At 53.4% G+C, this 23,975-nt stretch carries 21 protein-coding genes and 1 tRNA gene; 9 read left to right on the plus strand and 13 right to left on the minus strand.

Features of this window, described 5'->3' with window-relative positions:
• Positions 1–26 precede the first annotated feature (26 nt).
• The 4 genes from PLIM_RS17110 to PLIM_RS17125 form a co-directional block, all read right to left on the minus strand.
• Positions 27–323 (minus strand): hypothetical protein, encoded by a 297-nt coding sequence (locus PLIM_RS17110; RefSeq protein ID WP_148227168.1) that lies wholly within the window; start codon positions 321–323, stop codon positions 27–29.
• Positions 324–419: 96 nt separating this feature from the next.
• Positions 420–674, minus strand: a complete 255-nt coding sequence (locus PLIM_RS17115; RefSeq protein ID WP_013111572.1) for a hypothetical protein — start codon at positions 672–674, stop codon at positions 420–422.
• Between the two features lie 36 nt (positions 675–710).
• A complete protein-coding gene (locus PLIM_RS17120; RefSeq protein WP_013111573.1) occupies positions 711–1,808 on the minus strand; it encodes a hypothetical protein in 1,098 nt (365 codons plus the stop codon).
• Between the two features lie 121 nt (positions 1,809–1,929).
• Positions 1,930–3,471, minus strand: coding sequence for an MFS transporter (locus PLIM_RS17125; protein WP_013111574.1), 1,542 nt, complete (start codon positions 3,469–3,471; stop codon positions 1,930–1,932).
• Between the two features lie 629 nt (positions 3,472–4,100).
• On the opposite strand from PLIM_RS17125, the gene PLIM_RS17130 reads away from it, so the two are divergent.
• On the plus strand, positions 4,101–5,336 hold the full coding sequence (locus tag PLIM_RS17130) for a peptidylprolyl isomerase (RefSeq protein WP_196349470.1): 1,236 nt from the start codon (positions 4,101–4,103) through the stop codon (positions 5,334–5,336).
• A gap of 243 nt (positions 5,337–5,579) precedes the next feature.
• Positions 5,580–6,002, plus strand: coding sequence for a hypothetical protein (locus PLIM_RS17135; protein ID WP_013111576.1), 423 nt, complete (start codon positions 5,580–5,582; stop codon positions 6,000–6,002).
• 7 nt (positions 6,003–6,009) lie between these two features.
• On the opposite strand, the gene PLIM_RS23155 is transcribed toward PLIM_RS17135, so the two are convergent.
• From PLIM_RS23155 to PLIM_RS17150, 3 genes are all read right to left on the minus strand, one after another.
• On the minus strand, positions 6,010–6,417 hold the full coding sequence (locus tag PLIM_RS23155) for a barstar family protein (protein ID WP_013111577.1): 408 nt from the start codon (positions 6,415–6,417) through the stop codon (positions 6,010–6,012).
• A 73-nt stretch (positions 6,418–6,490) separates the two neighbouring features.
• A complete protein-coding gene (locus tag PLIM_RS23160; protein WP_013111578.1) occupies positions 6,491–7,162 on the minus strand; it encodes a ribonuclease domain-containing protein in 672 nt (223 codons plus the stop codon).
• Between the two features lie 204 nt (positions 7,163–7,366).
• Positions 7,367–7,675: a hypothetical protein gene (locus tag PLIM_RS17150; RefSeq protein WP_041403832.1), complete on the minus strand. Its 309-nt coding sequence runs from the start codon at positions 7,673–7,675 to the stop codon at positions 7,367–7,369.
• Between the two features lie 521 nt (positions 7,676–8,196).
• Here PLIM_RS17150 and PLIM_RS17155 point away from each other — a divergent pair.
• The 6 genes from PLIM_RS17155 (at position 8,197) to PLIM_RS17180 (ending at position 13,644) form a co-directional block, all read left to right on the plus strand.
• Positions 8,197–8,269 (plus strand) — tRNA-Gly (locus PLIM_RS17155).
• 288 nt (positions 8,270–8,557) lie between these two features.
• The gene (tig, locus tag PLIM_RS17160; RefSeq protein ID WP_041402083.1) at positions 8,558–10,009 is read left to right on the plus strand and encodes a trigger factor; all 1,452 of its coding nucleotides are present in this window, start codon (positions 8,558–8,560) and stop codon (positions 10,007–10,009) included.
• A 401-nt stretch (positions 10,010–10,410) separates the two neighbouring features.
• The gene (locus tag PLIM_RS17165; protein ID WP_052301699.1) at positions 10,411–11,061 is read left to right on the plus strand and encodes an ATP-dependent Clp protease proteolytic subunit; all 651 of its coding nucleotides are present in this window, start codon (positions 10,411–10,413) and stop codon (positions 11,059–11,061) included.
• 101 nt (positions 11,062–11,162) lie between these two features.
• On the plus strand, positions 11,163–11,771 hold the full coding sequence (locus PLIM_RS17170; RefSeq protein WP_013111582.1) for an ATP-dependent Clp protease proteolytic subunit: 609 nt from the start codon (positions 11,163–11,165) through the stop codon (positions 11,769–11,771).
• 182 nt (positions 11,772–11,953) lie between these two features.
• Positions 11,954–12,745, plus strand: a complete 792-nt coding sequence (locus tag PLIM_RS17175; RefSeq protein WP_148227169.1) for a hypothetical protein — start codon at positions 11,954–11,956, stop codon at positions 12,743–12,745.
• Between the two features lie 77 nt (positions 12,746–12,822).
• Entirely contained in the window at positions 12,823–13,644 is an 822-nt protein-coding gene (locus PLIM_RS17180) for a DUF3050 domain-containing protein (protein WP_148227170.1), read from the plus strand.
• Positions 13,645–13,819: 175 nt separating this feature from the next.
• Here PLIM_RS17180 and PLIM_RS17185 read toward each other — a convergent pair whose 3' ends face one another.
• Both PLIM_RS17185 and PLIM_RS17190 read right to left on the minus strand, forming a co-directional pair.
• On the minus strand, positions 13,820–16,963 hold the full coding sequence (locus PLIM_RS17185) for an AAA family ATPase (RefSeq protein WP_013111585.1): 3,144 nt from the start codon (positions 16,961–16,963) through the stop codon (positions 13,820–13,822).
• Positions 16,960–18,288 (minus strand): metallophosphoesterase family protein, encoded by a 1,329-nt coding sequence (locus PLIM_RS17190; RefSeq protein ID WP_013111586.1) that lies wholly within the window; start codon positions 18,286–18,288, stop codon positions 16,960–16,962. Before PLIM_RS17190 ends, PLIM_RS17185 begins: the two co-directional genes overlap by 4 nt.
• Positions 18,289–18,616: 328 nt before the next feature.
• Here PLIM_RS17190 and gluQRS point away from each other — a divergent pair, with 328 nt between their 5' ends.
• Positions 18,617–19,633 carry a tRNA glutamyl-Q(34) synthetase GluQRS gene (gene gluQRS / locus PLIM_RS17200; RefSeq protein WP_013111587.1) on the plus strand — a complete coding sequence of 339 codons (1,017 nt, stop codon included), beginning with the start codon at positions 18,617–18,619 and terminating at the stop codon, positions 19,631–19,633.
• A gap of 133 nt (positions 19,634–19,766) precedes the next feature.
• Here the strand turns inward: gluQRS and PLIM_RS17205 are convergent, their stop codons facing one another.
• The 4 genes from PLIM_RS17205 to PLIM_RS17220 all read right to left on the minus strand — a co-directional run bounded on the left by PLIM_RS17205 (position 19,767) and on the right by PLIM_RS17220 (position 23,634).
• Entirely contained in the window at positions 19,767–20,102 is a 336-nt protein-coding gene (locus PLIM_RS17205; protein ID WP_013111588.1) for a hypothetical protein, read from the minus strand.
• Between the two features lie 157 nt (positions 20,103–20,259).
• On the minus strand, positions 20,260–21,318 hold the full coding sequence (locus PLIM_RS17210) for a DUF1559 domain-containing protein (protein ID WP_013111589.1): 1,059 nt from the start codon (positions 21,316–21,318) through the stop codon (positions 20,260–20,262).
• Between the two features lie 340 nt (positions 21,319–21,658).
• Positions 21,659–22,714 carry a sugar kinase gene (locus tag PLIM_RS17215; RefSeq protein ID WP_013111590.1) on the minus strand — a complete coding sequence of 352 codons (1,056 nt, stop codon included), beginning with the start codon at positions 22,712–22,714 and terminating at the stop codon, positions 21,659–21,661.
• Positions 22,715–22,755: 41 nt separating this feature from the next.
• On the minus strand, positions 22,756–23,634 hold the full coding sequence (locus PLIM_RS17220; protein WP_013111591.1) for a hypothetical protein: 879 nt from the start codon (positions 23,632–23,634) through the stop codon (positions 22,756–22,758).
• Between the last annotated feature and the right edge of the window lie 341 nt (positions 23,635–23,975).

Consider the following 23,975-nt stretch of genomic DNA (forward strand, 5'->3'; position numbering starts at 1 on the left):
GTGTGGGAGTGATTTCAGCTCAACCTTCAGATGTCTTCAAGAGCTTCCAGTACAACCTCACCACCTGCGAAAATATTCATTCGAAGTGAAAACCCTGCCAGCAAAGCCATACCAATGAGTGTAGTGGTGCCGCCACCATAGGCCTCGACAGTGGCACGACCAAACTCAGTAACAACATCAACTTGAAAGATGTCTCCAATAGCCAGACTTCCATCAGCAGTGAGATATTGGCCAGTGCCAATTGGACTTAGCCCCAGTTCCTGTATGACGCCATGATCTAGCACAAGATAGGTTGTACAACCTGTATCAATGATCGCTTCCACCCGAAGAGATCGATCGTCATTCCCCAGCAAGTACACTGGCAGTACTGGTTCGAGTCGGTCGTTGATGTATCCCTTCAAGCAAGATCCTTCCATCAACTACGAAACACGACGCCACGAGCCCATTGAGAAAGCCAGAGGGCTACCAATTTTCCTGAGAAATGGCTTACTTTCCGGATGTCTCGCACGAACTTGCTGTATTGCCAATATCCCTTTGGAGTTGACTTCATAATCACCAGATTCGACATCGATAGCGATAAACAGTTCCGGATTTTCGCCAATTAACTGACTAGCGATACGATGCTCGAAAAGCCAGTTGGCCTTATCGGCCGTCGCGTCTGTTGCAGAGGACATGTAAAACCTCCAGGCAAAAATGGATGATTCTATGGCCTAGTAAACCCCCACAGTGGTACTCTTCGCAATTTCATGGAATGGGCGGGTGCCGCTGATGCCGTCCCAGGGGAACTTATCGCAAGGAAGTTCGCGTTCGCCTTCATCGCGTTCCATGAAGCCCGGCACAAAGAGTTCCTTTGTCATCGTGTAGAGCTTCACGCGGCCTGTCTGGCCGTAATCCACGACCTTGTTGTAATCCTTGAAATCGACCACCTCGATGGCTGCCCGCGGCTGGGGTGCATGGTAGGTGATTTTATAGTTATCTGCAGGATCGAACGGCTTACTACAGGCCAGGCCCATCAGCGTGTTGCCGTAAGTAGGGGTCATGAAAACATCCGGCCCGAGAAGTTCTTCACAGCAGTAGCGATACCACTGGGGAGAAAACTCTGTCCCGCCGCCAAAAATCCCCGTAATCCCCTCTTCGGCAATACTGCTCCCATTATCAATCAGCTTGAGAGCCAGTGCTTCGAGCAGTTTAGGAGTCATAAAGGCGCACTTGATATCGTGCCCACCTTTGAGAATTGTCAGCACCTGATCAATGCAGTGATTCTTATAATCTTCGGCTTCTTTAATGCGTCCCTGCTTGAGCAGCTTAACGACCCACCGTGGGTCAAGATCAATACAGAAGCAGATCCCGCCGCGATATTGAGCCAGATGCTCAATGGCCAGCCGCAGTCTACGCGGGCCTGACGGGCCGAGCATCAGCCAGTTGGATCCTGGTGGAAACCATTTGTCGTCCAAGGTTTTGGAAAACTCTTCATAATCGATCCAATGATCTTCAATGACCATGCGGCTTTTGGGCAGACCTGTCGTTCCGCCTGTTTCGAAAACATAGACAGGTTTACCGGCCAGGCCTTTGGGAACCCAGCGGCTGATCGGCCCGCCACGCAGCCAGTCGTCTTCAAAGTGAGGGAACTTTTTGAGGTCTTCAAAACTTTTCACCTCTTTAACAGGGTCAAAGTTAAAAGTTTTGGCCTTTTCCAGCCAGAAGGGAGAACCTGTCTCCGGGCTGAAATGCCAGTGAATCGTTTCCACGGTGTGCTGATCAAGTCGATCTTTGGCAGCAGCAATCTTGGCAGAATCAACCATAGCCATCACAGTTCCTGAGAGTTGGTTTTGTGTTTGAAAACTTTGACTATTGTCTGATTTTAGAAGTCAGGAATTGAGCGTCTCGAAGAATTATCAAAATCCCGAATTCGAACGCTGAATCACTGAGTTAATCCATATCTGTTGCAGATGGTTCGGGAAGGAAGAAACTCAAAGCAAAGCCCACCAACGTGACAAATCCGGCCACGCTGGCCGCTGCGATTGAGAAGGCCATCGGCGGCGAGAAACCACCGGCGGCACCAGCATTGGCTGTCAAAAACCCGGCAATCGTGGTCGTGACCAGGGCAAAGCTGGTACCGATCATCCGGCCACCAATATTGGCAGCAAAGCTTTCTCCCGTACCACGCAAATGGAGTGGATAGACGCGAGGCAAATAGTTCCCCCAGAAACTGAATTGTCCCACGACAAACAGGCCGGCCATAAAGACACCCAGTGAGACGGTGGTAATGGGCAATACACCCAAAAAGATGGCTTCGAGATTGATTTCAAAGAAGGTTTGATTTTCCACCTGCAAAAACAGGGCAAAGACGGCCGGGAGAATGATCAAGCCGGGAATCTGCAGGCACCAGAGGAGTTTACGCCGGCTGAGAATTCGCACAGCCAGTAATGCCAGCAGGAAGCGACCAACCAGACCGCCGATTTCTTGAACCTTGGTGTATTCACTGGCGATCTTCTGCTCGTATTGCCGCATGGCACCCATTTTGGCTTTTTTCGCCAGTTCAGGATCAGGTGGCAACTTGGCCTTGTCGGCTGCAGCGATCGCTTTTTCCTTCACATCAGCCAGGCCAGGGACAATTTGTGGAATCTGTTGAATAGCACCGAAAGCTGCCCCATAGCTCATGGCGAACATTAACGTGGTCACTATGGTCGTCTTACGCAACTGAGGCGAAAAGAGCTGCGCAATGCTGGGCCGCTTGAGAGTTCCTGCAGTGGCTTTTTCTTTCCAGGCGGGCGATTCTGGTAAAAAGGGCCTGATGATAATGAGGGGAATGGCAGGGATCAGCCCCGACATCAACGTGTATCGCCACGCTTCGTGATGATGTGCCGGTTCAATAGTTCCCCAGAAGCCTGCGGCAAATTCGGGAATGAACGTTGGTGGCAAATCAGCAGCAAAACGGATCGCCAGACCATTCATGATGGCGACTAGCAAGCCGCCAATCGATGAAAATGCCTGGGTATAACCCAAAACTTTTTCTCGCTGGTGAGGATTCGGGAATAACTCGGCGAGCCACGCCACCGCAGCCACAAACTCGACACACACACCAATGAACATGGTGCAGCGGAAGAAGAGCAGCATCCAGATACTCGTGGAAAAGCCAGCGAGAAAAGCTGAGCCCGCATACAGCAGAATACTCCAGGTCAACACACTGCGGCGACCGAGGCGATCTGTCAGGTATCCTCCCAGAAGGCCGAATGCTCCTCCGGCAAATGCAGGAATGTAGAAAAGTCGCCCCACCCACATCAAAAACTCGGGGCTGCCAGGCTGTGCACCCACCAGTTCCAAGAGTGCAGGACGGACAATCAGTGGCAACATCAGCAGTTCATAAATGTCGAACGCAAAGCCAATGGCTGCAATGATGCAAATCAGCCAGCGGGTCATATCCATGGGAACTGGCGGAGGTGGCAATAGGCCCGCAGGTGAAGAAGACATGCATTGGTTCCAGGCAGGCAACAAAGTGTGGGGCAAAGTCGAGACTGAAATTCTACAGTCAGAACTGGCGATGCAAACAGTTGTCTAAACAAGTTTAAAGCTGAATTCGAATCGCCGAAAGTCCTGTACACGGATGATCAGACAATTCGGTCGCGGGAAAACCTGAGGATTCTCCACAGGATTCACCCACTCATTCATCCAAACTTGTTGATGAATTGTCGCTGGCGAGCATAAAAGCCATGCGGGCCAAAGGCAAACGGTTCCTGGCCAAACATTCGCAAGTTTTTGCCAGGCTTGTTCCCCTATGAGGAAATTCCACCGGCAATCGGCTTTCTTTCATGAGAAACAGCGAGAATCCCCACTGGAACCATCAGATACTTATCGCATGAACACCTATCGACTTTCCATCAACAACCTGATCTGTGTTATGGCGAAAGAAATCGCGACAGGCAGAAATTGCGGGTGAAACCTGACATTCGGGCGTGAACTCGGGATTGCAGCACTCTTTTGATCGATCTACAGTTCGCCGATCTGTATCCCCCGGCAGGCTCATCGAATTCGGCAATGCCAAGATACTTACTGTCAACATTCCTTCTTTTGCAGAGGCAGCTTCCTCGATGATAGACCGAATGCTGCCTATCGTCCCGCCCTGCACCAGAAGCCTCATTCTGGGAACGATCCTCTGTTTGACTGTGATTCCCTGTGGTTGCAATTCGCTGACCAAAAAAGTCGATAATCCCGTGATGGTTCCTCCTCCCCGGAGAGTGTCACTGAATGATGAGCGAGCCAATGCCGCCGATAAAGCGCTGGCCGAAGGTTCCCTCAAGCTGAAGCAGGCGGCTGCCAGCGATATCGTGCAGACATCGGGGGAAGAAACGATTCTGGCCCAGAATGATGATGCGGTCTTCGGTGCCCAGGTGGTGGCAAGGGTAAATGGCGCCCCAATTTTTGCCAGTGAAGTCCTCGAGCGGTATGGCGAAGTTCTGGCTCAGGCCCGCGAAAAACTCCCGCCCGATAAATTCAATCTGCTGCGCGAAAACATTATCGCCCAAAATCTGAGAGCACATGTTGAGCGACAGTTAATTGTCGAGCGCATGCGAGCGGACATGAAGCCCGATCAACTGAAGCAGTTGGATGGGTATCTTGATGCCGCCTTCGAAAAAGAAATGGTCAAGCTGAAAGAGCAGCTGAAAGTTCAAACCAAGCCCGAGCTGGAATACGAACTCAACAAGCGCGGGACCTGCCTGGAAGATGTCCGGCAATCCTTCCAGAACAACCGGATTGCGATGGAGTATCTGGCAGTCAAGGCCGGCAAGCCTGAGCCGATCAATCGTAAAGATCTGGTGGAGTACTATGAATCGCATCCCGAAGAGTTCCGCCTTGAATCCCGCGTGAAGTGGAAACAGATTCAATGTTCGTTCCTGAAGAGCGATCAGGAGCAGGCCCGGGTGAAGATGAAATCGGCACTCGAAGAACTCGCGAATGGCGAGTCCTTTGAGGATGTCGCCAGGAAGTACTCCGATGGGGTAACTGCGAAAGAGGGTGGGCACTGGGATTGGACCCAGAAAGGAAGCCTGAGCGATAAAAAGCTGGAAGAGATCCTCTTCACAGCCAAAGTTGGCGAACTGAGCGATGTGACGATTATCGGCCGGGCCTATCAGGTTGTGTTTGTGGAAGAGCGGGAATCGGCGGGCATGCGACCCTTTGCAGAGGTCCAGCAGGAAATCCACAAGAAAATCGAGCCGACCCGTTTTCCCAACCCCCGCAAAATCCTCGACGCCATGCTCGCCAGTGCCGTCATCGAAACCGATTACCCACTCGGCCTCGACACCGCGAAGGCTGGCGCAAACAACGCCACCAAGTAGGCGAAGCTCTCTGGGTCTGCTATTGGGTCTAGTTCTCAAATCTTAGATTCGACTGAGACCGATGATTTCGACCCTAAACTTGTAGTCGTTTTCGGTCTATCATTCAGAGCAATCGAGTATCCAATCAGCATGAGTCTTCAGACTCATCGTTTTCTGGCTGTAACTCCACGCATCAGCCATTCTCACCTGATAAAAGGTCGAACAGCATTCAGAGATCGATGTTGTTTGAGGAAATCGCTTTTCATGGCCCGCATTCTCGTTTATGAGCCGTCGCCGTGGTTTCTTCCGGAATTGCAGAGGCAGTACGGAGGTGAGAACGTCTCGATGACTGCCGGGAACGAGCGGCAGAGACATGTCGCTTCTCAAGCAGAGAGAGCAGGCCCACCGCATGAAACGACGGCCTGCGTCGTTGTCGATCTGCGCAGGCGTCCCGAACGTTGCGTCGAACTGGTCGAAGAATTACGCCATCGTCATCCAGAAGCTCGACTGATACTGATTGGTGATGAACGTCTGGCTCCACTTGAATGGGTGCTTCGCGAACTGGGAGTGGCACATCTTGAGACCAACCCGGTGCGGGGTGTCGACCTGAAAAGATGGATCGATCCCATTCTGCAGTGCCAGTCGAGACCGAGAGATCTCTCAATGCCCGTACAGAAATCTCATTGACAGTCTGTCACTGAGACTGATCGAAACGATGTGCGAGATCACAAAGATCTGCCAGATCAGCTTCTGGAAACAATACTCGCAATCGCCCGGGATCATCAACCTGCCAGCGGGAGACGGCTTCCGCCAGGACATCCAGATAGACGTTTCTGCTCCGTCGTCCTGGCCCAAAGGGCAAATCCTCGTGACGAATCACCACCGGTCGATCGTGCAGCCACGAAAGATCATTCAAGGCATCTGCCAAAGCATCCCAGTTGTGACCAAACCAGGGGCAGCCCAGTTGCTGGCTGTAAATATCCAGAAGTGTCTGCTTCGAGGAAATTCTTGCAGGAATGGTCACTATGAACACACCGACTGCAAGCTGTACCGGGCTGAGTGGCTCAAAGCAACGGGCGTAGGGAAGATTTTCAGATGACATGAGTCCTCACTGCCGGTTGACGTCGTTGAACCATCGCGTAATTCGGGCTTGGGAAGGCGAGTTGGCAGCAGAACTATTTCAACTTCTTGAAGCTGCCGTAATGATCGGCAGTGTAATAAATCTCACCCGATTTTCCCGTAATGATTCGCTGAGGGCCAGGCCCATCCAGTTCCGCTGTGGGATGCACCCACTCGCGATAATAACCTGCTTCTCGAGTTGGCAACCGGCGTTCGCGATTTTGAAACACAGAACCATCATTTCGAAACCGCAGCTTCTCGCCCGCTTCGATCCGGGTGATCGTTTCGGTCAGATCAATATCACCTCGATAAACCACCTTCCCCTGCAAATCCTTGACCGTCTGCTTGGCAACAATCCAGCGCTTTTCAGCAGAGGGAGTGGGCGATTTCTCAGGCGAAGCGACCTTGGAATTCCCGAGTGAATTCCCTGCATTCGGTCGTATGACGGGAGATGCATCAGCCGGAGAGTTTCTCAATGCCTCTGGTTGCTGAACGGACTGTGAGGCACCTTGTCGGACCTCGGCATTTGCCGGATTCGAAGCCTCCGTCAAGGTGTGATTCTCTTCGGATTCAGCTTCAGTCGCTGGTGCAGGATTCTGAATTGTTGATGGAGGCGACGATGTGGCAGGTTGTCGCTCCACGACGAACTGCCACGCGAGACTCAAGCTCACGAAAACGATCAGGAGCACCAGATGGGTGCGAGTCATGCGGAACCGGGAGGAAGGCACTCGTTACTCCACAAAAATCCATCGTGAGATGATCTCAGAATCACTCTCGACCCCCTTGCCGATGTGTTTTTCGGGTGAGATCTGATGCAGAAACGAATGACCAAAAACGCGGCAGGCCGGAGAGTCCCTTGTGAACAAGATACTCTCCGGCCTGATGTTTGACATCACGAATCGACCAATCACAACGATTGCCAGAACTTTCGCTTAGATGCGTTCGCCGAGGAAGTCGTTGTTGGGAACAATGTTGTTGTCTTCGTCACAGAAGTCGATGACTTCGTACCAGCTGCTGCCGCTGAAGCAGGCGTTGTGACCTTCGAGACCATAGTACTGATAAGCTTGAGACATTTTGCCGTAAGCACTGCCGACATCTTCGAGTTCGTTGTTGACGTTCAAGGCGACCTCAGAGAGCCCGACAATCATGGCGAGCACTGCAATGGTGGAAACCAGCACGAGTTCGGCAGAGACAATGAAACCGGCTTCGTCACGGTAGAGAGCGTTGATGATCAGAGACATGAGAGTGACCTTTCTGGCGACAATCGTCGCTAATTGTGTGTGACTCGCGATGAGACGTTTTGTTTCGCAGAGTGAATGATCTGTAAAGCAGCTTGAATGCCAATTCTTGTCGGCATCAACAACAAACCTCTCCGGCAGGCACAACACTTCTCCATAAGTTATTTCTGGGTATTATTTTAGGACATCTTCAGATGGTGCCGAAGTGGTTCGGCATGCCGTGCATGATTCTGTCAACGAAGGATGCCAAAGGGAAACAGGAACTCGCCTGCATCTGAGCGTTGTTCCACAACATGTTATTTTGTATTGACTTGCGGCGAATGTTTACGAATGACACCATGTTGTCGATCCGCCACGCATCGTTCATTCCGAGAGGATCGAGCTTTCAGAGCCTGGGAGCCAATTCGGTGGAATCTGGCGAGGTGGTGAAGTCTCCCTGGCCCGTTGCCTTGACGGATGAAATCCTGTGCGTATCATGCGTGGTGGACTTTGGCAGGCGAGGGCCTGTGACAAGTCTCATGAATGCGGACGTAGCTCAGTTGGTAGAGCACGACCTTGCCAAGGTCGATGTCGAGGGTTCGAGTCCCTTCGTCCGCTTTGAGATTTATGGAATGAATTGTTGTAGGGCAATTCTTCCATAGTAAGTTGCGTGACGGATGCAGGAAGGCGGCTTGGCACGAAGTTGACCGCATGTTGGCGTGATGTCAGCTGCGGAAAGCAAGGTCCGGGTCGCCTTTATCGTTTTCAGGCGGAATTTTTCCGGCTGATTGAACGCTGTCTGCATGGATGCTCGTCAAAGACTTTGTACAGTCAATAATTACTGGGAATGTTGGCAGGAGTCGACGACTGCTGCCGAATGAAATTCTTGATTTGAAGGTGGCATTTATGTCGACTGAAACTGTTGCGGCAGTGGCTGATGCGGACAACAAGCGGAAGCTGGCACTCGAAGTCGATGTTCAGACGGTCGGGCCCTGTCGGCGTCATGTTCGCGTGAAAATCGCGGAAGCAGAAATTCAGGAAGCCCGCAAGCAGTGTGTGAAAGAGTTTGGAACTTCTGCTGCTGTCCCTGGTTTTCGCGTCGGCAAAGTTCCCGCAGGATTGATTGAACGCCGCTTCAATAAAGAGATTTCCGAGCGAATTCGCGAAAAGCTCCTCATCGAGAGCCTCGAGCAGCTGGGCGAAGATAAGTCGATTGAACCGATTGACGAACCACAGTTCGATGTGGCCAGCCTGCAGATCCCTGACACTGGCGATTTTGAATATGAATTCGATGTCGAAGTTCGCCCCGAGTTTGAAATTCCGGCTTACTCGGGCCTGTCGATCAAGCGACCTGTGCATACTGTGTCAGAAAGCGAAATCGAGAAGCGAATTCGCGATTACCAGATCGAACGGGCCACGGAACGTGTCGTTGATCGACCTGTCGCTGCCGGCGATTACGCTCGCGTGACTCTTGAATTCCGACATGCTGATAACAAACTCTCGACAGTTTCCAATCAGCGCGTGGTCGTTCGGCCCTCACTGAAATTGCGTGATGGCGAGATTACCGGTTTTGACCAGCTGCTCATCGGAGCAAAGGCTGGCGATGTCCTGACCACCAGCCTCGTGGTCACACCGGAAGCGGAAAACGTGGAACTGCGTGGCGAAACCATCCAGGTCAACGTCACCGTGGTGAATGTCGTTGAGTTCGATCTGAAGTCAGTCGATGAAATTGCCGAGGAATTCGCGCTGGAGTCGGCTGAAGAAGTTCGCAATGAAGTCCGTAAGACGCTGGAACGCCAGGTGACATATCGTCAGCGGCAGGAAACACGTCGTCAGGTTCTCGAACAGATGACGGCCTCTGCTGATTGGGAACTGCCCGAATCGCTGGTTCGCCGTCAGGTGGAGAACGCCCTGCGTCGCGAAATGCTCGAAATGCAGCAGGCTGGTTTTTCCTTCGATGAAATTCGTGCTCGCGAAAACGAACTGCGTCAGAAGTCGCTGACAACCACTCGCCAGGCACTCAAGGAACATTTTGTTCTCGATCGTGTGGCTACGAAGGAATCGATTGAAGTCGAGCCTTACGAAATTGATGCCGAGATTGGCCTCATGGCTTACCAGCAGATGGAAACACCACGTAAGCTGCGTGCCCGCCTGCAGAAGAACGGCATGATTGAGAATCTCGAAGCTCAGATTCGCGAACGCAAGGCTGTGGATCACATCCTGGCTCATGCCACTTTTGAAGATATCCCGATGGAGATCTCTGAGACGGAAACCTCCTTCGCCTTGCCTTACTCAGTTGCCGGGACATCAGTCGCTGGAACAATTGAGGATAGTCAGGAAGAGGACAGTGAGGAATAATCCTTCGCCGATCTGGAAAAGTGCCACTTCGGAAGAAGTGGCACTTTTCGATTCACAAACCGGCATCAGAGACAATTCGTTTAAGTTTTCCGGCTGATCAATGTTCTCGAAACTCCACGAGTGAATTGAGAACGGCGAATGCAGCCATGATCAGACGGAAAGCCCATGCGATCGCGAAAATCGGGAGTGAGTTTTTCGAATCGCTCGGTCTGATGAGTCGAGTAAGTAGGTGATAACTCTCGACCTGCATTCCGATGAAGACATGCTGATAAAGACAATCTGAAAACTCGAAGCCTTGATGATTTAAACTCGTGACAGTCGATGGTATTGGCCACGACAACCAGCAACATTCAGAAGGAGTGCCTCTCGTGGGACGACCTGATTCCGGTCTGGGTGAGTGGATGGCAGCAAGTGCATCCGGGGGGTATTCCCGGCAGCGTCAGATGGGTCTGGGTGACCTGCTGCTGGAAAATCGGATCATCTTTCTCGATGGCCCGATTCATGACGCGAGTGCCAATCTGATTGTGATGAAACTCCTCTTCCTGCAGGCAGAGAATCGCCACCAGGATATCCACTTCTACGTCAATTCCCCTGGTGGCTCTGTCACAGCGACCATGGCGATTTACGACACGATGCAGTTTTTGCAATGTGATATCGCCACCTATTGCGTTGGCCTGGCGGCCAGTGGCGGGGCGATTGTGCTGGCCGGTGGAACCAAAGGCAAAAGATATTGCCTCCCTCACGGCAAAGTGATGATTCACCAGCCTTACGGTGAAGTTGGCGGACAGGTTTCTGATATCGAAATTCAGGCACGCGATATTCTCGATACACGCCGCGTGCTCAATGAGATTCTGGCCCACCACTGCAATCAGCCCATCGAAATCATCGCTCGGGATACCGAACGCGATTACTACATGAATGCCTATCAGGCCAAAGATTACGGCATCGTCGATGAAGTCCTCTCGAACCCGAAGAAGCCACCAGTCGGTATCCCGATCCCAGCTAATAAGCCTGTTGAAGGTGAATCTGCTCCCGGCACAACCGTTTCGTAGCGAACATTTGTGGTGCGCGATGTCCATCGGTGACCCGGCACCAACAGAACTCTCTCAGATCGTATTTTCATCACCGTCCCTTTCTCGTGCGAGAATTCAGCATGACTAATCTGGTTCCTTACGTCATCGAGAAGAACGGTCGCGACGAACGGGCGATGGATATCTATAGCCGTCTGCTCCGCGACCGCATCATTATTCTCGGCAGTGGTATTGACGATACCGTAGCGAATACGATCGTCGCTCAATTGCTCTTTCTGCAATTTGAAGATAGCAAAGCGGATATCCACCTCTACATTAACTCGCCAGGTGGATCGATCACTGCAGGAATGGCCATCTACGATACGATGCAGTATCTCTCATGTGATGTCGCCACCTATTGCCTTGGCCAGTGTGCCAGTATGGGTGCTCTGCTGCTGACTGCCGGTGCTGCAGGTAAGCGTCATGCTCTACCCAACAGCCGCATCATGATTCACCAGCCTCTGGCGGGGATGCAGGGGACTGCGACCGAACTGGAGATTCACGCGAAGGAAGTTCTCCGCGTGAAGCGCCGGATGAATGAGATTCTGCTCAAGCATACCGGGCAAACCTATGACCAGATCGAAAGAGACACCGATCGCGACAATTTCATGATGCCGGACGAAGCGAAGTCCTATGGCCTGATCGATAAAATCCTTGAGAAGATGCCCGCATCGCCTGCCGTTCAAGGCTAATCGCTCATTGCGTGTTTCTATAAATTTCATGAACTCTCTGGAAAGGCTCCTATAGTCCTCCAGGGAGTTTTTGCTTTGTGTGAGAGTGCTTGTGGTTCGAAAATCATGCAGATCGTCGTTTCAGCCACTTGAGCGGAGAGCCAGAGATGACCTGTCGCCAACTCCAGTCTGACTTGAGCCAGATGCTTGATTCTGTAGAGATCACATGGTGGGCACCAGAAGATCTCTGGGATGAAGCGCGGTTGAAGGCAGGACAAATTCATTTACTGGATGGCCGAAAGGATGCCGCCCGATTTGTCGAACATTCGACTGCTTATCAGATCGTGGTCGATGTCACACCCTGGCTTTCGCATCCATTGGCGAAGCAGTTAGCCACATGGATCAATCCCGATTTGGATCCTCAGCTTTCGGAGGAGCAGTCATCACCGCTGGGGTTGTTGCGAAGAATGAGTATTGCTCTTTCTGGTCCTTCAGCAATCCCTGGCCACCTCGATCGATTGAAGTGGCAAGGGGCCGCGACGCTGGCCCACTTTTGGGGGCCATTGGAGAAAGTCGCTGCCGTCAACATTCAAACTGCTATGACGCCCGAGGTCCTTGCATCGAACCAACACCTGATTGTGTGGACGATCTCAACGCTTCGACAAATTATCACGCTGGAAGTGGCCACAGGCTTGCCGCCGCGTGCCTGGTGTGAAGCAGTTGGCCCTGCGGGTTCATTAGTCGTCGATGGTTTTCTTGACCCTTCTTTAGCAGCCAAGCCTCGCTTCTGGGTGCATGATGCCCGGGGGATTCCGCGTGCCGAAGAATTTTCACCTGCCAGTGAAGTCGAACTCTTTGCTCAGGATCTTCGGCTGGCTCAGCACGATTCGGCCCTGCGCGAGCACTGGAGAATGCGGATCCAAAGAACTTCCCAATGGTTGGAAATCCTCGAAAAATCGGCCACAGAGTCGACGCTGAGTCGCTTTCTGCGATAATTCCTTTAGCGAAGCCAATTTTTACACTCGCCTGCAAGCCATTTTTTCGATCTCCAACAATCTTCGAAGATTTCGCGATGAACACCGCCATTGGCTCATTGAAAACATCGGCTGCTGCCAGTGAACCCGCTCCGGAGGAAAATCCTCTCGATCGACTGGAAGCTTTGCGTGAGCGGTTGATCCAGCATCCGATCTATCAGGAGGTGAACTCGCTGGGCCGCATTCGCCTGTTCATGAGAGAACATGCTTTTGCTGTGTGGGATTTCATGTCGTTACTCAAACGGATGCAGCAACTTTGTACCTGCACCACAGTTCCGTGGGTCCCTTCGCCTCGACCGGAACTGAGCCGCTTTATCAATGAAATTGTGCTCGGTGAAGAGTGTGATGAAGATGGTCGTGGTGGCTACATCAGCCATTACGCATTGTATCTTGAAGCCATGACCGAACTGGGTGCGGATCCGAAGCCGATTCAGCAACTGGTTTCCCGTATCGGGAACGGTGCCGATACCTATCGAGTCCTTGAGCAGCTGCCCGTGCTTTCCGCGACCAAAGAGTTTGTCCGCTTTACGTTGCAGTTGTGCCGGGTGGGGCAGCCTCATGAGGTTGCCGCGGTCTTCTTTTACAGCCGGGAAGACATCATTCCCGAGATGTTCAGCCGGTTGATTCCTGTACTCGAACCGCAGCAGGTTCCTGTCGGTCGCCTGCTGCATTATCTTCATCGACATGTTGAGTTAGACGGAGATCGTCACGGGCCACTGGCTCGTCTGGCCATGGAGCATCTTTGTGAAGGGAATGCTCAATGGCAACAACAGGCACTCGTAGCCGCCGGAAGAGCCATTGAGCACCGCCTTGCACTCTGGGATGGACTCTTGAAAGCCTTTCAGGATCAGGGGCTTTAAGAACTTCGAGGATTCCTGTGTGGTTTCCTGTCGTTCTTTTCTCCTCACGGATTTGAGTATCAACTGCTCCGAAGACTCGATACACAAAGGCAATCAAACATGCTTGCTCCGAGCCGCAAGCATGGCACGCAAAACGCAGTGGAATTGTGGAATCTGTACGAACTGCAAAATGAGGTCAACCAGCCCGACGGGCCTGCGTTTCCAATCGTGAGAGCCAGACAGGTTCAACCCCGCGAGACTGGAACTGCTCGGCAAAACTCATGTGGCTGGTAAAGACCAGGACCTGCTGCCCAGTCGAAGCAAAATCGATGAGCGTATCGACGGCAGCACCTGAGCGGTGTTCGTCAAAGTTGACAGTCACATCGTCAAGAATCATGGGCAATTCGATATTTCGGGCCGTAAACCTTCGCACCATGGCCAGTCGAATGGCGAGGAAGAGTTGTTCACGGGTGCCGCCAGAAAGCATCTGGACGGGCCACGGCTGTTGACGATCATCATCGACGCACAGCGCATGCTGTCCCAGTGGTGTCCAGATATTCGGGTATTGGCCACAGGTGAGCTTCGAGAGGAATGGCGAAGCTTCGGCCAGCAATTGAGGCTGATTGGTGCGCTCGAAGCGCTGCCTTAACTCTTCCATACTCTGACCGGCAAGAGCCGCTGCATACCAGTCCTCAAGACCAGTACGCATCTGCTGCTCAAGTGTGGCCAGTTCGAGCCGGCGCGTCATGCCGGAAGTATCCGCTTCAAGAGTCCTGGTCTCCTGTTTGACACTTCCCAGTTCTTCGTAAAGCTTCTTGAGATCCTGCTCGACAATTGCCAGATCTTTGGTGAGTTCACCAATCCTTTGATCGTTCTGTGTGCGATTGAATTTCTGCAGCACATCTTCGGTGATGGCCAGTGTGGGTTGTGACTGCACAGCCTGTTCAAGATCATGCTGAGCCTGCTTGAGGCGCAGTTCCCATTCTTTACGCTTTTCCCAAGTCTTGATTCGATCAATCAAGCCTTCGCGGTCGCGGACACCGGCAGCACTGAGCATCGCCGTACGATCCAGATGCTGCTGCTCAAGTTTGCGATCAAGCTGGAAGCGAAGTTCCTGCCGACTTTCGAGCATGCGGTCGAGCTTGCGTTTGGCCTTCCGTTTTTCCAGGGCGGTCGTGAGATCTTTACGCCAGTTCTCCAGTGGCAGCCAGAGATTGGCATTGGCCGGCAGACTCTGGCCCATCCGTTTAGCAAGAGTTTCAACTTTCTGCCGAAAGACCTGCTGCTCAGCACGAATCCCGTTCAGGCGATGACTCAGCTCTCGCGAACGTGCCAATTGCTCGAAGGCACCATGGACTCTTTCCCAACTGGAGTAGGCATTGGAGACCGAAGTGGTTTCATCCAGACCGATACCCGCCAGTTTGCGGCTCCAGTCGTGCCGGGCCTGAGCGAGTTCGCGCTGGCCTTCCTGAAGTTTCTTACGAGCGGCACTTAACGACTTGCGGACACGGCGAATTTCCTGAAATTGCCGCTGCAGTTTTTCAAGATCCGCCAGGCGGGCAGCGGCCTGCGCAATCAGACCGCCATCATTGGCCCCCTGCATCCACTGCTCGAGTTCAGCAGCATCCATCAGGTCGTGGGTCTGGGCGAGATCGCGCATCTGCTCGCGGGCTTCGTGCAGACGCACCTGATAATCCCGGCGACTTTCACGAATGGCACGCAGTTGATCTTCCGCATCACGCTCGAATTGAACCTTGAGTCCATACGAGAGGCTGATGGCCATGACCCCCACCAGGGCATAGATCGTCCCCACCAGCACACCTGTGGTGATCGACGTTAATGCTCCCCAGAAGAGGAGCCCGACGCCAGCCGCCAGAAACAGGAAGAGCAGTGTAAAAATCCAGGGGGGCATGCTGGAATGAACGCGAATCCGTTCGAGCTGCTTTTCAATTTCGCGAATTCGTTCGAGATGTTCGCCAGCAGCAATCCGCAAGCGGCCCAGTTCGACGACATGAGCCAGTCTCTGGCGAGCAAAGTGCAAAGGCTCTTCGATGGTCTCGCTTTGAATGCCCAGTTCAAGAAGAGTCGTACGCAGCGCCAACTCGCGGTCGTGGCAGACACTCGACTTTTTGCGATAGCGACGCTGCCTGGCCAGTTGCCGGGCCCGCATATCCTGATAACCACGGGCCGAGCTGAGAAGCTCGGCATGAGTCGCGGGAGTATCGACAATTTCACTGAGCCGCTGTCTGGTCCATTTGGGGCCCAGTTCTTTAAGCCGCCGCGTGAGATCCTGCTCGACGGTATTGAGTTCCTGTTCGGCCGCCAGACGATGGGTATCCTGATTCTGCCAGGCTGGCTGATGTTCCCAGAGAGCATGGAGACTCGGGCCAAAACGTCCGAAATCAGCCAGTTTGCGGGCCGATTTGAGCTTCTCTTCGATGGCAAGCGCACGCGATCTGGCTGTGTCGCGATCCTGCCCAAGCGTCACAATGGCTGCTTCGATCCGATCGAGCTTCGAGATCGTATCCGGAGCAATAGCTTGCAGTTCTGGCAAACCACTGAGCTCACGCTGACACTGGCCGACAAGTCGCCACGGTTCCCAGACACGTTGCAGATGGCGGGCTTCGAGCAACGCGGCCTGCAGATTGGTCTGCCGGGAAGTGAGATTCTCCTGCCGGGTTTCGAGTTGCTCCCGCTTGCGGAGAAGTTCGCGGTGCCGCTTGAGCCGAGTCGATTCGGCTTCATTGAGAGCGCGCAAACGTGTTCTCTGCTGAGCCAGTTCGAGGAGTTTTCCCGACATCGCCTGCGGATTGCGAATGGCTCGCTGATAGCTTTCGAGCTTGGGCACAGCATCCTGTAACTGACGACCCTGTGGGCCTAAAGTCATGGCGTAGATATGCCGGGCGACCGCTTCGTCTTCGAGAGTGCCGAGTTGTTGAAGTTCTGGCAGACCGAGTGCAAAGACCGATTGAAACAAGCGGGCGTCGAGATGGCCGATGAGTTCTTCGTAAAGCGGCTTCGCTGCATGAGCGGTATCGAGGCCATCAATCGTTAAACGACCGGCATCGCCCTCGAGTGTCGCCATACGATGCAGTCGATGCGTCCGCCCCTGATGCTGGACTTCCAGCGAACCTTCCCGGCTGAAGCGGTCTCGCCAGCGGTCGGCAATCTGCCGGTCATCAATGGTGAAGCCATAGAGCATGGAACGGAGGAACCTGAGCAGTGTGGTTTTACCAGTGCCGTTTGTTCCGTAGAAAACCGTCAGGCCATTGGGCTTGATGGTCTGGTCGAAATCTTCCCAGACTCCGAACCGATCAATATGGATATTCGAGATCTTCACGGGGTTACATCTCCCGACGTTTGTCCGTCCGCAGAAGAGCTTCCAGCAGCAGTCAGATCGGCAAGGTCACTGAGCCATTCATGACAGAGTTGTCGAGCCTGACCGGCAATTCGTTCTTCGTCGAGGGGGCCAACACTGGCCAGAAGGCCAGCGAAAAAGTCATCCTGTTCCGGGAGATGATCGAGCATCCAGGTCTGCCAGGTGTCATCATCTTTAGGTTCAATTCGATCGAGCACTTCCCGGGCATTGGCTTCGAGCGAGTTCTCCTGATTCAGCCAGTACCAGTGACTGCCATAACGTGGGAGACAGGTGTGTCGCCACTTGCCGGTCTCGAGCTGATCAGTCCAGTCGGTGAGATGTCGCAATAAATTGGCAATGGCCGCATCACTGGCGAGATCCTGCAGCACGTCGCTGGTCCCCACAAATGACCAGTGAGCCAGCCGCAGAGATTCGTGCGGTAAAGGCTGCTGCTCCTGCACAATGGCGAACATTTTTTCGACAAGCTGTGACCGTGACTTCAGTGGGCTGATATCCATCGTGAACTGGAATCGACGCACAGGAGAAAGTGGTTGATTCGTGAGTTGAATGCGACCTGTCGAATCGACATCGACCAGAGTGGCACCTGTGGTGAGGTCGCGCCGTCGAAACGGAACTGGTAATGGCGGGGAGTGCACGAGCCCTTCGGTAATCGGCAACAACTCGGGGGACTGGCGGCCACCATGCGCGAGATAATGAACCGATACATATCGACGAGCCGCATGCGTGGCCCCGGCTTCCGCCATACTCTGGCTGGGGAGACGATGACAGACAACCCCGACGACAAAAGGATTCACCTGCCCTTTTTTCGGCACACGGGCGCGCAAGCGTTCAAGTTCAGGCGGATCGACACTGGTGGAATCTGTAATGGGCACGATGGCACAGTAAGTCTGTCCGCCGACAGTCAGATCAATGGCCGGGTCTTCGGCATGTTCGAAGAGTGTGACGTTTTCCGGAAGTGCGGGGATCGCGGCCCAGCCGCTGGCTGTATCGAGCTGGCCGGGAGCGATAATGAGAGGGATCTCTTTGGCGTCTAATCGCTGGGCGCCCTGTCGAAAAGCAACTTCGGCAGCGAGTGAGGCCTCACGGAAGTCGAAGGTGTCACCCGTGAGGAGGACGAAATCGACATCTTTGGCAATGGCCAGATCGACCAGTCGCTCCCAGGCAAAGAGCGTGGCATGGGCGGCCGTCTTTGCCAGATCTCCGGCCAGTTCGCCCGTTTCGAGAAGTGGCCGCTCCAGCATCAAGCCGGCGGCATGCAGAAACCGCATGGGCCTGAACTGTGTCATCGGAATCCTTTCCGTCCAAGGGAAGTTCGGCAGTTTCTGCCAGTTGTTCGCAGTTTACCGCTTTTGCTGGCTTTAGCGAAAGTGAAGTTTCCGAAATGGTGTGGACTGGTGAACAGTTTTCTATCGCTTTCGAGCCGAGCAAGATGCCAAAGACTGTGATCGAGAGTTCAGAAGGTGAGTCACGAATTTCACTTTCCAGTCGTTCAGTCATTCAAGATGCGTTGCGTGATGGCTTGATCATGCTTTCCCAGAGCTGCAACCATAGCATTAAACCTTGCGTGGCTTTTTGAAGCTTGCGGGTGAAACGAGGCATGGTCTCAGGAAGAATATGGCGACAGGTCGACTCGCACCATCACCCACCGGGGCACAACATCCGGGGAATGCCCGCACCTTTCTGGTGGCGTGGCTGGCGGCGCGATCGACAGGTTCGCGGTTGATTCTCCGGATTGAGGATCTCGATTCACCCAGAGTCAAGCCCTGGGCCATGACACAGGCGGTTGAGGATCTGGCGTGGCTGGGGCTGGATTGGGACGAGGGGCCCAACACCCAACTTTCTGCGAGCGATCCGAACAGCGGCAAGACATCGAACTGGTTTGATGATCCCGCTTCGAACGGCTTTGTGCAGTCGCGGCGACTGGCTCGATATGCGGAAATTTTCCACGCCTTGCGGGATGCCGAATGGGTTTATCCTTGTACTTGCAGAAGGGCTGACGTGAGCCAGGCCGCCAGTGCGCCCCATCAGGGGCACGAGCCCGCGATTTATCCGGGAACATGCAGGCATCGCCAAGCGGCTGATGCCGATCAACTGGCTGAGGGTTCCTACTGCTGGAGATTTCGCACGGCAGGCTTTACTGAGCTCATGGGCTGGAAGGATCGAATTGCCGGTGAGCAGAGTGCCATGCTTCCATACGCTCTGGGCGACTTTGTAATTGCCAAAGCGGATGGAACTCCTGCGTATCAACTGGCCGTCGTAGTCGATGATCACGACATGGAGGTGAGAGAAGTGGTGCGGGGTGATGACCTGATCCCGAGCACTTATCGGCAACTGGCTTTGTATCAGGTGCTGGGATGGTCTGCGCCAGAGTTCGCCCATGTGCCGCTGGTAAAAGGGCCTGATGGTTTAAGACTGGCCAAGCGGCACGGCGATTCGCGACTGTCAATCTTGCGGGAAGCGGATGTGGACTCTCGCGTGGTGATGGGCTGGTTGGCCTGTTCACTGGGACTCAGAGAGAACGACGCCCCGATTTCTCCTGCAGAGCTGATTGCTGATTTCGCCTGGGACAAGATTCCCAAACACCCAGTCACCTTCCCGAGAGAAATCTGGGATCAATGGTTGGGAAGATGATGTCGATCCCATGCGGGGATGATCAACAAAATCGAACCTGTCTGGACTTAATTGTCTATGAAAACAAAGCCGGGCTTACCTCATGTTTGAAGTAAGCCCGGCTGCTGATCACTCAAGGAAGCTAGAGAACAGACTAAAGCTTCTCGATCATGCCAGAAGCCACTTTCTTGATCACATCCGCATTGGATGTCTTTTCGAGTTTGCCGAGTTCTGTCAGGAGTTGATTAGCCAGTTCGGGCTCCGTCTTTTTGAGTTCAAGAATGGACTCGCGCATACCCGAAAGACCACTTCCCCCGGAGCCGGTCTCAGCGATGGCCTGGAGACGTTTCTTGAGGTTCTCTTTGCCACTGGTTTCGGCAGGTTGAGACTGACTTTCGACTTTGACGGTGCTACCGCCGCAGCCCGAGAGTGCAACTCCGCAGAAAGAGAGTCCCAAACCCAAGCAGAGGATCTGATATCGAAGATTCATTTCTGGAACTTCCTGATGATATGTTTCTCAGAAGATAACAGCGCTGAGTTGGCTGCGAAGACATGCTTGCCCAGAGCTGCAAGCATGGCACAACGATCGCTGTTACTTCATAGAAAGCGTATGAGTTGTTGAGAAAAACAAGTTGATTCAGGAAGATTTAGAACTCACCAAGTTGCTGGCCATCATTACGGGCGCCCAGTCGCTGCCAGGTGGTCAGGTCGATGTTGTCGCTGACAAATCGAACAGTGCCATCAGCCAGCAGCACATGCACGCCACCTGTGTGATAGCTGCGAGCTGGGACCGAGGCGGGGCCATCGGGAGCGCAGCCAGCGCAGTGTGCCGTCACGTTCGGATAACGAGAGTTCGGGGGGAACAGAGTATTGAATGTCCCTTGTTCATGCACACCAGCGTTCCAGAAGTCTCCCGTTTCTGAGCGGATGTTGCTTGTTGCAGCCGCTGCTCGACTGCCCCAGTCATCGACCTGAGCCTGTGTGAGGAATGTTCCGTCCCATCCCGAAGGAATAGCAATTGCCTGACGGAGGTTCGCCAGTGTTCCAATCGTTCCGCTGCCTCCAGAAAGAGCCTGTTCACCAGCCAGGATGGTATTCGATGTGCCATCGGTGACACTCGCCATGGTGACGGGCACACGCATGTTGAACATCCCGTTGGTTTTCGAGGCGTTGTAGCCACCAGCGACACCATCGTTGAACATGCCGGCGTTAGCCCCCTGACAAACGGGATAGTTGTTTCCCGGGCGGCGACCTGTGCCATCGGACTTAACGGCGGGATCCGACGGGCAACGGTAGCCAGCTATGGCCTGACGTCCGGGGCTGTTACCAGCGGAGACATTGTGGGCTTGGCCGGAAGCTGAGGTACTCCACCAGGCATTGGCATTGAAGTTGTAGGTGTTGTAGAGCGGAGTTTGATCAATGAAGGGCAGGATGCCAACATGTGGGCCGTTCCCGCGCCAGTCTTCGTTACCAGTCGTCGTAGGCCCCAGTTGTGACAAGGCAAACTGGTTGTGGACATCGTGGTAGTTGTGGAAGGCAAGACCTAACTGCTTGAGGTTGTTGCGGCACTGTGTCCGCCGTGCTGCTTCCCGGGCTTGTTGAACGGCGGGGAGAAGCAGTGCAATCAGGATGGCGATGATGGCGATGACCACCAGCAACTCAATGAGCGTGAAACCTCGACGATAAATAGACGCTGGGAAACGCATTGCATTCCTTTCCGAAGATGTGAAGACATGGAAAAAGACTGATGGGAAACTTATCACCGATTTCGACCAAGAGTGTCGATGAGATTTGGAAAGGAGATCATTTTTCAAGAACGTCTGTGGAAATGCTCAATCGGAATATCCACATGTGATTCTACAGATATGAGGATGCTTCAGTTGAAGGATTATTTCCTGAATTCAAACTGAACTTGTTGAAAACTCTGAATCGAAGCGGAAAGTAAGCTTTTACAGCCTGACTCTTCGAACTGTTGCAATCATATCGCCCAACATCATTTGACAATCAATGATATGTTCAGGGCAACATCATACGCGTTTTGCAAGTTTAGCGGCGGACTTGAGCAAGGGAGCCGCCGGTGGCGAGGCGTTGGATTTCTGGCACATTGACTAGAGCAAAATCCCCCTCGATCGAATGCTTCAGAAGAGCAGCCGCAAAGGCAAAATCGAGCACTTCGCGCGGAGCATGGCCCAGCAACAGGCCCCTGATCAACCCGGCGGCCAATGCATCGCCAGTGCCGATCCGATCGACGGGCATCAGCTCCTGATTCGCCGTATGAACCACCGAGGCTGGTTCTTCAGAGCTGGTGCGTGTGAGTAACGAAGCGAAGTATCGATGGACGCCCAGATTGTTCACTGTGCGATGGGAGTAAAGAATCGCCTTAAGTGAAGTGCGATCTGCCAGAGCACGCAGGCTCAGTTCCCGGCTCTCCGGTGTCGAAAGGCCGGCCGTCGCTGCGGGAATTCCAAAGAACTGAGTCGCATCCTGTTCACTACCAATGAGGACATCGACCCACGGAATGAGTTCTCGAAAGACTTTCCCCGCCTCTTCGACCGACCACAGCGCACTGCGATAACCGACATCAAAACTGACAACAATGCCTCGCTCGCGGCACAGCTTGAGAGCTGCCAGAAGTGCAGCTTTGGTCTCTGCGCCAACTGCGGGGACAGTCCCAGTAAAGTGAAACCAACGGGCCCCATCCAGAAGATCTGGCCAGTGGTACTCCTCGGGTTTCGATTCGGCAAAACTGCTTCCCGCGCGATCGTAAAGAACTTGCGGCCCGCGCAAAGAGGTGCTGCTTTCGACGAAAAAGATGCCCAGCCGCTTCCCGCCGCGAATGACGTGACTGGTATCGACTCCATAAGCCTGGTAGGCCTTGAGGCAGGCGGCACCAAGTTCGTGTGCCGGAACTTTACTGACCAACCGGGCAGGTAATCCCCAATAGGAAAGAGCCACAGCCACGTTGGCTTCACCACCCGCATACGAGGCGAGGAATTGATCGGCCTGGATGAAACGTTTGTTGCCAGGTGTATCGAGGCGGAGCAGTGCTTCCCCAAAACAGACGATGGGGCCGATGTGTGGAACTTCAAGTGGGGAAGACATGGAACAAGGCTTTGCGAGAACGTGCGAAGAAGGGCGGGTGCTTAAAACTCGATTTCAATCGTTTGTTTTTCTTTGAGAACCCGCGAGTTCACACGGATTTCATCGCGTAGCAACCGCTCGGCACCAGGCACAAAGATTTTGAGTTGAACGCCATTATTTTTGACTTTGATACGAGCCGGGGTGTCGGCTTCCTTGATTGCCCTTTGGATAATCAGACGATAGCCGTCGGTTCCAATGACTTCGCCCGTCAGGTCAGAGCTGGGATAGACTGTCTGATTGGGCGGGAGTTTGATATGCACGATGATGTAGTAATTCTGCCGGGGTTTGGGGTCTTTCGGTTCTGTCCAGACACTGAAACTCCCTTTGGTAATGGCGAAGCTGGGGACACCGACACTGGGCATGGCAACGCCTTCACCGTCGGGGTTATCGCCTGTCCCTTCTTTGGCGCTGGCTGCGGCATCGAGGGGATCAAATCCGACGGCTGATTGTGTGAGGGCATCAATCGGGGCCATATCAATACGGGCAGCCGGTGTGTTATCGATGGTTGAAAGGGCTGTATCGAGGATCAATTGATCTTCGGGAGCATTCGCCAATCCCCCAAAAAGCTGCAGCCCTTGAGGCAGATTGGTGCTGAAGAACCAGAACGAAAGGACAAACAACGCTGCCAGATGTATCAGCAGTGACAGGCCATAAGAGGTCAACGAGTAATTCAACAGCCGGCGGGCCCAGGTTTGATCGTTTAAGGGTGGTGCAACCCCGGAAAGATCGATGCCAGGAGAGGTCTCCGGCTTATTCGACAATTTTTGTTGTTTCGATTTGAGCCACGCCGGGGCCTGGCTGCCTGCAGGATGAGAATCCGCACTCGCTGCTGCAGGGAGTGGCGGAACTTGCGCAGGAGTTGTCGCGGGGCCTTGAGACATCTGCAGATTTTGCCGTTCGAAATGCGATTGCGGGGATCAATTCATACTAAGCCACTGGACGTTCCGGAACCAAGCCATTTATCGAAACATTGCTGGCAATAAGGTTTATGGTTGCCATGCGCAGGAAAATCTTGGGCCCTAATGACGAAAATCGCTCCAGAATCTGCGAAAAATATTACCAAATGCTAAGGCTGCCACGGAGCTTACAAAACACCCACATTGACAGAAGTGGTGATGACAGAGAACGTCACATTCTTCTAGGATAAACCTGAGTCAGCTCCTGAATGTTCTGATCCCTTTCGGCTTTTCTGGTCATCCAGAAGTTCCACCAAAGTCTGCCT

The organism is Planctopirus limnophila DSM 3776 (assembly GCF_000092105.1).
GTDB lineage: Bacteria > Planctomycetota > Planctomycetia > Planctomycetales > Planctomycetaceae > Planctopirus > Planctopirus limnophila.

Excerpts from the sequence above, each read along its gene's own strand:
- PLIM_RS17180 (WP_148227170.1), top strand. The coding sequence starts at position 12,823 with ATGAACACCGCCATTGGCTCATTGAAAACATCGGCTGCTGCCAGTGAA.
- gluQRS (WP_013111587.1), top strand. The coding sequence starts at position 18,617 with ATGGCGACAGGTCGACTCGCACCATCACCCACCGGGGCACAACATCCG.
- PLIM_RS17220 (WP_013111591.1), bottom strand. The coding sequence starts at position 23,634 with ATGTCTCAAGGCCCCGCGACAACTCCTGCGCAAGTTCCGCCACTCCCT.
- PLIM_RS23155 (WP_013111577.1), bottom strand. The coding sequence starts at position 6,417 with ATGTCATCTGAAAATCTTCCCTACGCCCGTTGCTTTGAGCCACTCAGC.
- PLIM_RS17150 (WP_041403832.1), bottom strand. The coding sequence starts at position 7,675 with ATGTCTCTGATCATCAACGCTCTCTACCGTGACGAAGCCGGTTTCATT.
- PLIM_RS17190 (WP_013111586.1), bottom strand. The coding sequence starts at position 18,288 with ATGACACAGTTCAGGCCCATGCGGTTTCTGCATGCCGCCGGCTTGATG.
- PLIM_RS17170 (WP_013111582.1), top strand. The coding sequence starts at position 11,163 with ATGACTAATCTGGTTCCTTACGTCATCGAGAAGAACGGTCGCGACGAA.
- PLIM_RS17210 (WP_013111589.1), bottom strand. The coding sequence starts at position 21,318 with ATGCGTTTCCCAGCGTCTATTTATCGTCGAGGTTTCACGCTCATTGAG.
- PLIM_RS17120 (WP_013111573.1), bottom strand. The coding sequence starts at position 1,808 with ATGGCTATGGTTGATTCTGCCAAGATTGCTGCTGCCAAAGATCGACTT.
- tig (WP_041402083.1), top strand. The coding sequence starts at position 8,558 with ATGTCGACTGAAACTGTTGCGGCAGTGGCTGATGCGGACAACAAGCGG.
- PLIM_RS17165 (WP_052301699.1), top strand. The coding sequence starts at position 10,411 with ATGGCAGCAAGTGCATCCGGGGGGTATTCCCGGCAGCGTCAGATGGGT.
- PLIM_RS17215 (WP_013111590.1), bottom strand. The coding sequence starts at position 22,714 with ATGTCTTCCCCACTTGAAGTTCCACACATCGGCCCCATCGTCTGTTTT.
- PLIM_RS17135 (WP_013111576.1), top strand. The coding sequence starts at position 5,580 with ATGGCCCGCATTCTCGTTTATGAGCCGTCGCCGTGGTTTCTTCCGGAA.
- PLIM_RS17175 (WP_148227169.1), top strand. The coding sequence starts at position 11,954 with ATGCTTGATTCTGTAGAGATCACATGGTGGGCACCAGAAGATCTCTGG.
- PLIM_RS17125 (WP_013111574.1), bottom strand. The coding sequence starts at position 3,471 with ATGTCTTCTTCACCTGCGGGCCTATTGCCACCTCCGCCAGTTCCCATG.
- PLIM_RS17115 (WP_013111572.1), bottom strand. The coding sequence starts at position 674 with ATGTCCTCTGCAACAGACGCGACGGCCGATAAGGCCAACTGGCTTTTC.
- PLIM_RS17130 (WP_196349470.1), top strand. The coding sequence starts at position 4,101 with ATGCTGCCTATCGTCCCGCCCTGCACCAGAAGCCTCATTCTGGGAACG.
- PLIM_RS17205 (WP_013111588.1), bottom strand. The coding sequence starts at position 20,102 with ATGAATCTTCGATATCAGATCCTCTGCTTGGGTTTGGGACTCTCTTTC.